The organism is Halocatena pleomorpha (assembly GCF_003862495.1).
GTDB classification, from domain to species: Archaea; Halobacteriota; Halobacteria; order Halobacteriales; family Haloarculaceae; genus Halocatena; species Halocatena pleomorpha.
The window spans coordinates 87,410-98,837 of sequence record NZ_RRCH01000008.1 but is presented as its reverse complement, the minus strand read 5'-3'; the positions used below and the strand labels follow the sequence as shown (position 1 = coordinate 98,837).

Genomic DNA, 11,428 nt, shown 5'->3' with positions numbered 1-11,428 from the left:
GCGACCACGTCGTACCGAGCAGATACTCCGTAAACTGTACGGTCTGTTCGGGCGCGCTGCCGAGAGGTACCGCTGTTGCCCGGAAGAACTCCACTGCACCGAGCAACAACACCCCGATGATCCCGAGAGTGACGACGACAGAGACCGAAGCGCAGGCGAAAAAGAACCATCGCGCGATACGCTCGCGCGGAGCGGTGTTAGTCTGCCGTGTTACTCCCAGTTCGTCGCTCATCGATCCTCACCTGTGGATGGACACAGCTCCATCATTGTTGTTGGACGCTCTCGATCGCTTTATCAAGCTTCGTGAGCTGTTGGTTCATCTCTTTGTCGGTGTTCGGAACGTAACCAACTTGCTCGGTGACGATCTGCTCGTTCGTGCTCTGTTCAACGAAAAACCGGGCGAAGGAAGCGACCTGTGGCTTCTTGAGTGCGGCCTTCGAAACGTACGTGAACAGCGGTCGAGACAGTGGCTGGTAGTCCCCTCTTTTGGCCGTGTCGATCGAAGGGACAACACACCCATTTCCGTCGTCGATAGCGACCGCTTTTACCGCGTCCTGATTCGATTGATAGTACGCAAATCCCAGATACCCCATCGCGTACCGATCGCCCGAAACGCCTTGTATGATGGTGTTGTCTTTCTCGGTTGCTTGGTAGTCGTCTCGGTGTTTGCCCTCCTCACCGACGATAGACTCGGTGAAGTAGTCAAACGTTCCGGAGGTGTCTGCTGCACCGTACAGGTTGATCGGTTCGTCCGGCCACTCCGAACGAACGTCGCTCCACTGCTTTGCGCCGTTTGGCTCCCAGATCTGTCGCAGCTCCTCGACAGTCATACAGTCGACCCAATCGGCGTCGTTGTTCACAACGACAGTGACCGCGTCCGTGGCGACACGAAGTTCCAACGGTTCGACACCGTTGTCCTGACACCGCTTGCGTTCACCGTCTCCGATCGAACGGCTCGCGTTGTTGAAATCGGTTTTTCCCTGACAGAAGAAGTTCTCGAAGCCGCCGCCAGTACCTGTGCTGCTCAATGATACCTCTACATTCGAATGATTATTTTGAAACGCTACCGCGATCGCCTTTGCAAGCGGAAACACCGTTGAACTGCCGGCGATGTTGATAGCACCCGAAAGCGTTTCTGACGAACCATCAGCAACACCACCGTTTGTGTTCCCGAGGTTCGGATTCGTCGTACACCCTGCCATGGCACCAATACCAGCCACGCCAACCCCCGCGACGAATCGTCGCCGTGTCACAGGCCGTTCCGCTGCCATTACATGTATTTGCTCCGGAACGGATTATGAGACTTGCGGATTTTGTATGTAGTTCCTACGTTTCTATATATACCGTGCCACAACGATATATCGATAACAATTGTCATACTGAGATACCGACGTGTCAAGCACTGGTTGCGGCAGCGAAAAAAGACGGAAAGCGTCAGTAGTTCACGCGGAACGGCCGGGGTCGTACACCCACAGCATGTTCGGTTTGTGGATAGCGCTGTCTTCCCCGATGATCACGCGACCGTCTGGTAAGACCACGATGTTGTCTGGGTTTGCGATGGTGTGTTCCGGATCGACCGAGGTGGATCGTTCAGTCAGCGACGCCAGACCGCTCCCGAGAAGCGAGGTTGCTCCGTCAGTCACCCTGTTAACGCCCTTCGAATCTGAGGCGGTCGAGGCGGATGTTTCGTCGTCGGAAGACGGGTTAAACGCACAGTCCTGACAGACGGTAGCGTTTGAGTTAGGGCGGGCGTCGTATGGACAGCCACCGCAGATAGTGGCATGATCACCGCCGACGACGGCCGGCTCCATCCGGTGAACGTCGTAGTTTCCGTCGAGCCGAAGACGGTACACTGCTCCGGCATCCTCCCGGTCGAGGTGAATATCGTCTTGAGGATCGTCGAATTCGTCGGTGTCATCGTTCGAACGCATTGTTTCGTTGAGCTCAGACATCGCAAGATACAGATGGTCGCCGGGTGTCGCGTTCGGACGAACGTTAACGCCCTCCATCTTGCGGAACTCATTGGTTGCGCCCTTCGCAGCAGCGGCTTTTCGGGATTCGAGAAACGCCACGCGATCGTCGGCCGCGTTGCCGTTCGCCCACGCCGTGATCTCGTCGTCGGTGATGTAGGTCGGATCGGTGGACGGTTCCTGATCGTCGTAGTCAGCGATCCACGATTCAACCGCTTTGTCGGTAGCATGGGCTAGCTCGATCCACTCCAGTTTGAACGACACGTCCCGCGGATCCGTGCTTCGGCCTTGCTGTTTGGCCGCTGCGGCGTACAGCGTTCCCGCGGACAGATCTCCCGGCGTGTCCGCGACAAACTTGAAAAAGACCGTACCGGTTCCGTCGTCGCTCATGTACACCGTTCGATCATCAGGCATCACGACGGCGTTCTCGTGAGAGAACCGTCCCATCGTGTAATGTTTGGTCGGCTTCGGATCGTCTGACTGGGGTTCTTCGATCTCAACGACGTATCCGTAGCGGTAGGCGTTACCGAACCGTCCGAGATACGACTCGATCTTCGCCTCTTGGTTGTTGTAGGTTTGCTCGTCCTCGTGGAACCACGCCCGTGCGTCGGGTTCGTACTCCTCGGACGTCAAGGGGGTGTTCCACGGAGTCACTGTCCCGAAACAGTTGTTCCACGTGCCTTCTACGCCGCGGAAATCGACGTTCGTCCGTTCCACAACCGACCACTGGCCACTCGAACGAGACTGTTGGACGTGAAGCCGACTCACCATGCCCGGAACGTCCTCCCAGTTCGTGAAGAGATAGCCCTCGTTAGCTGTCTCATCAGCCAGTATGAACCCGTTGAAATCCGGATCGTTTCCGTCAGTTAGCGGCTCGCCGTCCGGGGAATATGGCATTCCAAGCCGCTGTCCGCTTTCGGTTTCGTCGTCACTCGTTGCAAGTATTTGATATTCACCAGCTGCGGTCGTGACGTATTCGGCGGGGCTTTCCGGCGGTTGAACGCTTTCGAAATCGGCGGGCAAACGGCGCATGTCCACGCCGGCGACGGCACCGATCGCTCCCGGCTGGTACCGCTCTCGGGCGGTATCCGACGGATGCTGGACGTTGAAAAAGAGCTGTCCGTCCTGGGTGACGAACACACCCGTGATTTCGGCCCCGGCGACCGTCGTCGCAAACCGGTTCAGTGTGGCGTCGTCTTCTTTGTGACTGTGTGAGGGAACCGCCCCGACAGACCCGCTCCCGATGATACCGGCCGCCCCGAGGGCAGACAGCAGTTTGAGTGTGTCGCGTCGCGTGTGTTCTTGCGCCATGCATACCGGTTGCTGTTGGAATATAATGAATTATTCCTTCAGCTGTTGGCAATCACTGTGAGAATTCCGCTTGAGCGATTTCGAGCGTCTCCTCCCTGTCATCCCAGTCGACGAAGATCGCAACGCTGGTCGCGCTTGTGATGATGTCGTGGATGTTGATGTGGGCATCAGCGAGTGGGTTGACGATGTCGCTGATCACGCCGGGCTGGTTGGGGAGTTCGCCACCGGTAACGCGGACCACAGCGATCTCGTCCTCGACGGTGATGCTCGACAGCCGTTCGTCATCGATAACGACATCGTGTAAGAGGGTCTCAACGCGTTCAGTGAGCGTCTGATCCACGTAGAAAGTAACCGAATCCATTCCGCTTGCAACCGCGTCGATGTTGATCTCCTGCTCAGCGAGCGAACTCGAAAGCTGGGAGAGAACACCCGCCTGGTTTCTGACAGAGCGGCCGGCGAGCGTGATGCACGCCAACGGCTCGTCCCGGAGATCGATGAGGTTCTCGAACTGGCCCTCAATTGTTGTGCCACCCGAGAGGAGATCACCGTGTTGGTAATGGACGACACGGACACCGAAATTCTCGGTTTTGTATCCGAGTGCGCTCGGGGCAATGACTTCCGCCCCCCGAAACGAGAGATTTCGAAGTTCGTCGACGGTTATCTGACCGACGTTTCGCGCGCCCTCGACAACGTGCGGATCGCCGGTCATGACGCCTTCGACATCGGTGACGATGACGACTTCGTCGGCGTTCATGTGGTTGCCGAGCATGACGGCAGTGCTGTCGCTCCCGCCACGACCGAGCGTGGTCACGTTGCCAGCGTGGTCTTGAGCCAGAAAGCCCGTGATGATCGGGACCGTTCCATCGAGTCGATCCGCGAGCGCCTTCGCGCGCTGTTCGGTTTCGTCTACATCGACTTCACCGCGGGCGTTCGTGATGATCGGCCAGTCATCGCCACCGGGTTCTAAAAAGAACGCGTCGATGCCGCGCGCTGCAAGAGCCGCTTTGAGCATCCGAACGCTAGTGCGCTCGCCCATGCTGACGATCTCAGCACGGTCGGACTCGTCCGCGTCGAACGTGATAGAATCGAGGAGGTAATCGGTTGTCGAACCCATCGCGCTCGCCACCACGGCGATCTCGTGACCATCCTCGACCACGGCTGCAATGGAGTCAGCAGCCCGGTTAACACGGTCGCCGTTGCCGAGGCTGGTACCCCCGAACTTCGATACTACACGCATCGTTTCCCCCCTCTGAGAGGATCCATGTAACTCATTGTCGTGTGTCTCTTGCGCGCAGCCATAAACGGCAGTATAACGCGAAGCCTTGCCGTTCCGGTGTCACTACCGATGAGGCTTTATACTCGTAGGGAACCCTACACTGGATATGCACATTCGGGACGCCACCGAGGCGGACGCAGAGGAACTCGCCGCCCAAACAGGGGCGCCACGAGACGTGATGCGCAATCTCGTTCACGACCGAACAGTGCGTGTCGCCGCTGATCACGACACTGTTCGGGGATTCATCAGTTTCGATGCCCGTCGGAACACCGTTCATATCACGCAGTTAGAAGGGACAGAAGAGATTTGCGAGCAACTACTCGATGAACCGATTCGGTTCGCACACAAAGAAGGCATGAACGTCGAACTACTGGTTCCCGAATCCGACAAACAAATCAAAGAAGCCGTCGAAAACGCTGCGTTCGAACGGGAGGGGAACGGTCCAACGTTCGAAGGAACACGAACGCTCAAATACCGACTGGAATCCTGAGCGGTCGCACTGCCGGTATCGACGTGTATTGACGCGCGCATAGTCGCATACGGTCACCATGTACGAGCGCTCGGGCTGTATGTTCGGAGCCGAGAGACCACGGGCACAGCCGGAGTGAAGCGGAAGGTTTCCTTTCCACCCCTTGGTTTCGTGTGGATTGTTCGAATGCATAGAGGGCTTTCCCCCGGATTTCTCGTCCACACGATACGATAGCCTCCAGTCGAAACGGGGGGTGTGAATCGGTATCGAGACTGACGGGATACGCTCTCGTGGTGGACGAAATCGTTGTTGACGAAACGCGCGTGTGGAAAAATGAACGGGAGTGAACGGGAGCCGACAATCGTGCGAAACTCACGCCGGAGTACGCTCTCACGTCGCAGAAATCGAATCAGAACCCAGAAGGTTCAAACGAGATGAGCAGCAATGAGTCCTAATGGCAAACCCCGGCGATAAGGACAGTCCGGTAGGGCCGATTGGATGGCTTAAATGGTTGTGGACGACGGAGAACGGACTCATCGCATTCCTCAGGGAGGTCACAGGATCTATACTGATAGTACTTCTCGTTGGGGGACTGCTGTTCGGTATAAGTGGGGTATGGCCGCCGATGGTTGCGATCGAAAGCCCGAGCATGGAGCCACACATTCAGAAGGGCGATCTCGTGTTTGTCATGGATGAACACCGCTTTTCGGGAGAAGCAGCCATCAATCACGACGGGAAAAGCACCGGAGTCATTCCGTATCAGCAAGCGCAACAGAACGAGCACAAGAAGTTCGGCACATACGGCGATGTGATTATCTATAAGCCCGATGGATCTGAGCAACAAACCCCGATCATTCACAGGGCACGGTTCTGGGTCGAAGAGGGTGAAAACTGGTACGACAAGGCGAATCCGGATCACGTTGGGAACGCGGAGAGCTGTGGGGAACTCCCTCACTGTCCGGCGGAACACAGCGGATTCATCACGAAAGGCGACAACAAAGAGAAAAACGGGCAGTATGATCAGGTCGTTGGACTCAGTGAGCCAGTAAAACCCGAATGGATCATCGGTACGGCCGTGTTCCGTATCCCGTATCTCGGCTCAATCCGGCTGCTAATGGGAATGATCAGCGGGCAAGTAGCTAGTGCAGCCGGAATGTACGGAGGACTCCTCGGAACGGGAGCTCTCGGCGGGGCGATTGCACTGGATCACGCCCGATCGTAAACTACGTCTCGGGGGGTCGTCCGATCGGAACGGGCGTCAATCGTCGAATCGAGCTTGGACGAATGGTTGTGCTTCTTCGACGTCAGCGAGCCGGGAGTCGCTCAGTAGGATCGTTTCGGTATCCTCAAGCGGTACGGAGAGACTCATCTCCTTGGTCCGCCCGTACCGTCCTTTGCTGACCACGACGGCGTTTACGATCCCGAGCATGTCGAGTTCGCTGATGAGGTCGGTCACGCGACGTTGTGTCAACACATCAACACCTATTTCGGTGCAGAGTCGTTTATAAATGTTGAACACTTCGCCGGTGTTGATATTGCGAACACCGTGGCGTTCGAGGAGAATGATGGCGTACAGAACGAGCTTTGACTGCGTTGGGAGCGTTCTGACGACTTCAACCACACGATCGAGTTCGATCTTTTCTTGGGCCTGTCGGACGTGCTCTTCCTCGATGAAGTCTGTCCGGTCGCGTTCTGCGAGTTCTCCCGCCGTTCGAAGAAGATCGAGCGCGCGCCGGGCGTCACCGTGTTCTTGGGCGGCAAACGCCGCACACAACGGGATCACGTCGTCCGAAAGCGCTCCGGATTTGAACGCTACCTCCGATCGGTGTTGAAGGATGTCTTTGAGCTGTGTCGCGTCGTAGGGCGGAAAGACGATCTCCTCCTCACCGAGACTCGATTTGACGCGTGGATCGAGAAAGTCCGTGAACTTCAGGTCGTTCGAAATTCCGATGATGGAAACGCGCGAATTTTCGAGCTCGGAGTTCATCCGCGAGAGATTGTACAGCGTGTCGTCGCCGCTCTTCTCAACGAGCTTGTCGATCTCGTCAAGCATGATGACTACCACACGCTCGGCGTATTCGACTGCCTCAAAAAACGTGGAGTACACCCGATCAGTGGGCCATCCCGTCATCGGAACGGATTCGAACTGTTCGCGGTCGTCTGTCAACGTCTCGATCCGGTCGTCGATCGCGGTGATCGAGTCGAACTCCGTCTCCGAAAGTTCAGAAGCGGACTCGTTCGCGCGTTCTTTGAGGTCTTTCAGCTCGGACAGTTGCTGATCGATGTACTGCTCGTTCTGGTCGATGAACGTATTTGCGAGTTGAGCGAGAACGCGATACTGCGTGTCCGTGACCTCGCAGTTGATGTACTGTACCTCACAGGGAACCTCGTACTTCTCGGACGTGCTTTCGAGTTCTTCGCTGACGAACTTCGCTGAAGCGGTTTTTCCAGTGCCAGTTTTCCCGTAAATGAGAATGTTCGATGGAGTGTCACCGCGGAGGGCTGTCACGAGGATCGTGGCCATATTGTTGATCTGTTCTTCACGGTGTGGAAGACGTCGAGGGGTGTACGACGGCCGAAGAACCTCTTTGTTCTCGAAAATCGGCTCGCTACTGAGAAGATCATCGAATAGTCCCCGAGAAGCTTCCTCTTCCCCAGGGAGTCCATTGAATAACGCGTTTTGACCGTCGGTGTCAGCTGGCTCCTCGTTGAATATGGTGTCCGAATCTCCGTCCCTGTTTGTGTCTGTCATTCGTTTCGTTCACCCCTCCATTTCAAGTGGAACAGATCCGCGCATTCGTTATAATGATCGATTTCGGGCGTTTAGCGCTGTGTATCGAAGGGGGGAAATTCCCCACGTGTCCACCTGATGCAGGGGAACACGAGGGTGAGATTCCCATTAAACGTTGCGGTTCGAACGGATGAGATCGTGTGACATGATATATGAGACGTAACGTACTGTGTCATCTATTGTCGTGTGTCTGTGTTCTACACGAGCGACGAACTTTGTGGTTGCTGCTACTCTTCACGATATCCGGCGTGATCACCTGTTGTGTGAGTTTGCCCGTTGTGCGTAGTTTGGTGTCTAGGAGGTGTACTGTATCGCATACTGCATGGTATACTAAGTAGCAATACCGAATAGTGTGTTTGAATTGATAGAAATGGATGAATCTATAGAGAGTAATGAATCGTGGCTGCATCTCTAGGGTGGGTGGGATACGTATAATGCGGATCGTGTAGATGCCAGTGTGGATAATTGTGTAGATAGCTGTTGGACGACTGCACGGGAGACTACAATGGAAATTGATTATAGATCACAATCTGAGGGTATTACAGCGAGGGTATTACAGCAACCCCCCCACCCCTTCGTTTCAACTGGAAACCCATACAAGGTCTAGGGGGTAGTGAGAACTACTGAACGAGTACTAGTGTAGCAGAAGATTTAATAGGGCATAGTGAGAAATGCATCCGTAGGATAAAAAGAAAAAGTAATTATTTTGTTCTTTGTATTCGTAGTTTCTTTCTAGGTCGTTTGTTTGCTAGTTCCGCTAGCTAGTTCTAGTTCTTTGTATTACATACTATAAACTACATGAATTATTTTTTCTAGTGTTACTATCGTCGCTGTTTCTTCGGTATTTCGTCTAGGCCCCCCTCCCTCTAACTGTTCCAGTTGAAACGAAGGGGTGGGGGGGTGACGAGATCGTACGATCATTTAGGGATAAGAAAACTATACAGTATCCATAAAGAACAGATAACCTCCTACCGATTACACTGCCGACTACGCCATCGACCACACCATCGACTACATCATCGACTACACCGCTGGCCACACCACCAATCTATGACTGTCGAGTAGTCAAGACGTTCAAGTAATAAATATTTTTGTAGTTAAAATATACTATTACGAGATGTTGCAAAAACAATACCAAAACAAAGATATGGTTGTCTGACGCACGCTTAAGTACATTGGATGGGGAATTGCGGGTATACACGGCCGGCGGCCGTGGGAGGAGCGCGTTAGGATGGGTCTGATAGCGAGCATCAAAGACAGCATTTCAAAGCTGTTCTCGGGAAGCGAACCGAAGCGGATAGGCATCTACGGGCCGCCAAACGCGGGAAAATGCCTGGCAGCAGATGAGGAGGTCCTGCTCTGGGACGGTGCCCGTCGATCGATCAAAGATATTTACTTGTCTGCGCGCGCAACGTGTCCGGACGCGCCTGACGTGAGTGATTCACCTCATGAGCGGTGGATCGAATGTTCGGAGGCGGGCATCCGTGTTCCGGCGCTGACCGAGGAACTGACGGTCGCTCCGGCAACCGTCTCACATGTGTTTCGTCAGCGATACCAGGGTGAGATGTATCGCGTTCAGACTAGCTCTGGCAGCTCGGTCGTTGTAAGTCCGGAACATCCGTTTATCGTCCGATCGGACGGACATGTAACTCAACAGCAGGCCCAAACACTTTCAGTCGGCTCTCATGTCGCTCGATTCCCTACCGCTCCTCGCGATCCCCTCGATCGATGGTCGTCCGGTTTAGGAGGAAACGAGACCGGCGGTCGATTCATAGCCGACGGAGGTGTCCACACGGTCGTTCCGTCTCCACCGACCGCCACAGCCCCTCGTGAACACGTTACGTGGGAACCGGTTGTTTCGATCGATACGGTTGAGTACGACGGTGTTATCTACGATCTTACTGTTCCAGAACATCACACGTTCACAACATCAGACGGCCTCGTTGTTCACAACACGACGCTCGCAAACCGCGTTGCGCGGGATTGGACGGGCGACGCGGTCGGTCCCGAGAGCCACGTTCCGCACGAAACCCGCCGAGCACGTCGGAAAGAGAACGTCGAGATCGAACGGAACGGATCGGCTGTTACCATCGATATCGTTGACACACCGGGGGTGACCACGAAGGTCGATTACAACGAGTTCCTCGAACACGACATGACCAAAGAGGACGCCGTGCGCCGGTCCCGAGAAGCAACCGAAGGCGTTGCAGAAGCGATGCACTGGCTTCGAGAGGATGTGGACGGCGTCGTCTACGTGCTCGACAGTACAACTGATCCGTTCACACAGGTCAACACGATGCTCGTCGGAATCATCGAGAGTCGTGACCTGCCGGTGTTGATCTTCGCCAACAAGATCGATCTGGATGACGCGAGCGTCCAACGCATCGCAAACGCGTTTCCACAACACGAGGTAGTGCCGCTATCTGCCCTCGAAGGGGATAATATGGAGCAAGTGTACGATAAAATCGCGAACCATTTCGGGTGAATCAGATGGTTGATATAACGACGGACGATGGTGTGCAGATCGACCTCGTGAGCCGTGAGCGGATGCAGAATCTTCGGAGTATGGAGAAGATCCGTCTCATTCTCGATGGCGTTCGGGAGGGAAACATCGTCATTCTTGAGGAAGGTCTCTCACCGGAGGAGGAATCCAAACTCATTGAGGTGACGATGAACGAGATCAGTCCCGACGAATTTACTGGTATCGAAATTGAAAGCTATCCGCAACAGGACTCGAATCCCGGATTTTTCAGTCGGCTCTTTGGCCGCGATCCTCCGAATAAACTGACCGTTATCGGTCCAGCCAACCGCATCGAGACGCTTCACAAGGATGAAAACTTGATTCGAGCACTTGTAACACAGTAACGAATCGAGCGCCAATGCCACATCAGTGTACTAACTGCGGCTGTGCGTTTGGAGATGGTTCGAAGGAGATGCTTTCGGGCTGTCCGGAGTGTGGAGGAACGACGTTTCAGTTCCAACCGGACGGCGTGGACGATGGCGACGTTCCAGCAGCCGAGGAGCCGCCGGATCCCCCTAGTGGGAACGTCGGTGGGCGCGTCGGCCGTGCGACTTCGATCGTTCGTGAACTGATGTCGAACGACTCCGCGAGTGGTCCCTCAGATCCGACGACCCCCGAAGAACGACCGGCACGCACTGACGACGGTCGAGACGCCGATGTCATCAATTCTTCCGATCCTTCCCCCTCCGAAGAGGAAGAAGATTCAGCCCAAGCGACCGCTCGATCCGAGTTCGTTTCTCCGGACAGTCTCCCCGCTCACACACGCACCGATCTCCCGCCGTCTGATTCTTCACCTTCGTCTTCTGATCGGCCCTCACCTACCGGTCGTGTTGTCCGTGAACCGACTGGCGAACACCCTGACCTCGCGGAACTTCGGTCGGAACTCAACGATCAGTTCGAATCGATCAAAATCCTCGAACCCGGTCAGTACGAACTCAATTTGATGGAACTGTACGACCGCGAGGAGTACATCATTGCTCTCCAAGAGAACGGCCACTACGTCATTCAAATGCCCGAAACATGGCTCTCTAATGACGAGTAGGGTTGTCTCACGCCCTCTGTGAGCGTTCCGGCACTTCGACCCAGAACG

The 11,428-nt window shown here is 55.1% G+C and carries 8 protein-coding genes and 3 pseudogenes; 6 read left to right on the top strand and 5 right to left on the bottom strand.

Annotated elements, in window-relative coordinates:
• The 4 genes and pseudogenes from EIK79_RS04830 to EIK79_RS04815 form a co-directional block, all read right to left on the bottom strand.
• Positions 1-232 (bottom strand): annotated as a pseudogene (locus tag EIK79_RS04830) (phosphate ABC transporter permease subunit PstC); the annotation flags it as partial.
• A gap of 31 nt (positions 233-263) precedes the next feature.
• Positions 264-1,271 (bottom strand): PstS family phosphate ABC transporter substrate-binding protein, encoded by a 1,008-nt coding sequence (locus EIK79_RS04825; protein ID WP_124954000.1) that lies wholly within the window; start codon positions 1,269-1,271, stop codon positions 264-266.
• Positions 1,272-1,442: 171 nt separating this feature from the next.
• Positions 1,443-3,281 carry a PhoX family protein gene (locus tag EIK79_RS04820; RefSeq protein ID WP_124953999.1) on the bottom strand — a complete coding sequence of 613 codons (1,839 nt, stop codon included), beginning with the start codon at positions 3,279-3,281 and terminating at the stop codon, positions 1,443-1,445.
• Positions 3,282-3,333: 52 nt separating this feature from the next.
• A complete protein-coding gene (locus EIK79_RS04815) occupies positions 3,334-4,518 on the bottom strand; it encodes an aspartate kinase (protein ID WP_124953998.1) in 1,185 nt (394 codons plus the stop codon).
• Positions 4,519-4,663: 145 nt separating this feature from the next.
• On the opposite strand from EIK79_RS04815, the gene EIK79_RS04810 reads away from it, so the two are divergent.
• Positions 4,664-5,047, top strand: coding sequence for a hypothetical protein (locus EIK79_RS04810; protein ID WP_124953997.1), 384 nt, complete (start codon positions 4,664-4,666; stop codon positions 5,045-5,047).
• 433 nt (positions 5,048-5,480) lie between these two features.
• Positions 5,481-6,248 carry a S26 family signal peptidase gene (locus tag EIK79_RS04805; protein WP_124953996.1) on the top strand — a complete coding sequence of 256 codons (768 nt, stop codon included), beginning with the start codon at positions 5,481-5,483 and terminating at the stop codon, positions 6,246-6,248.
• Between the two features lie 36 nt (positions 6,249-6,284).
• Here EIK79_RS04805 and EIK79_RS04800 read toward each other — a convergent pair whose 3' ends face one another.
• On the bottom strand, positions 6,285-7,778 hold the full coding sequence (locus tag EIK79_RS04800; protein ID WP_124953995.1) for a Cdc6/Cdc18 family protein: 1,494 nt from the start codon (positions 7,776-7,778) through the stop codon (positions 6,285-6,287).
• A gap of 1,270 nt (positions 7,779-9,048) precedes the next feature.
• Between EIK79_RS04800 and EIK79_RS18690 the strand changes: the two are divergent.
• The 4 genes and pseudogenes from EIK79_RS18690 to EIK79_RS04785 all read left to right on the top strand — a co-directional run.
• Positions 9,049-9,768, top strand: a pseudogene (locus EIK79_RS18690) (Hint domain-containing protein); the annotation flags it as partial.
• Between the two features lie 3 nt (positions 9,769-9,771).
• Positions 9,772-10,302, top strand: a pseudogene (locus EIK79_RS18685) (GTP-binding protein); the annotation flags it as partial.
• A gap of 5 nt (positions 10,303-10,307) precedes the next feature.
• Entirely contained in the window at positions 10,308-10,682 is a 375-nt protein-coding gene (locus EIK79_RS04790) for a DUF2073 domain-containing protein (RefSeq protein ID WP_124953993.1), read from the top strand.
• A 14-nt stretch (positions 10,683-10,696) separates the two neighbouring features.
• Positions 10,697-11,380 (top strand): OapC/ArvC family zinc-ribbon domain-containing protein, encoded by a 684-nt coding sequence (locus EIK79_RS04785; RefSeq protein WP_124953992.1) that lies wholly within the window; start codon positions 10,697-10,699, stop codon positions 11,378-11,380.
• Positions 11,381-11,428 lie beyond the last annotated feature (48 nt).

Excerpts from the sequence above, each read along its gene's own strand:
- EIK79_RS04800 (WP_124953995.1), bottom strand. The coding sequence starts at position 7,778 with ATGACAGACACAAACAGGGACGGAGATTCGGACACCATATTCAACGAG.
- EIK79_RS04785 (WP_124953992.1), top strand. The coding sequence starts at position 10,697 with ATGCCACATCAGTGTACTAACTGCGGCTGTGCGTTTGGAGATGGTTCG.
- EIK79_RS04825 (WP_124954000.1), bottom strand. The coding sequence starts at position 1,271 with ATGGCAGCGGAACGGCCTGTGACACGGCGACGATTCGTCGCGGGGGTT.
- EIK79_RS04820 (WP_124953999.1), bottom strand. The coding sequence starts at position 3,281 with ATGGCGCAAGAACACACGCGACGCGACACACTCAAACTGCTGTCTGCC.
- EIK79_RS04810 (WP_124953997.1), top strand. The coding sequence starts at position 4,664 with ATGCACATTCGGGACGCCACCGAGGCGGACGCAGAGGAACTCGCCGCC.
- EIK79_RS04805 (WP_124953996.1), top strand. The coding sequence starts at position 5,481 with ATGGCAAACCCCGGCGATAAGGACAGTCCGGTAGGGCCGATTGGATGG.
- EIK79_RS04815 (WP_124953998.1), bottom strand. The coding sequence starts at position 4,518 with ATGCGTGTAGTATCGAAGTTCGGGGGTACCAGCCTCGGCAACGGCGAC.
- EIK79_RS04790 (WP_124953993.1), top strand. The coding sequence starts at position 10,308 with ATGGTTGATATAACGACGGACGATGGTGTGCAGATCGACCTCGTGAGC.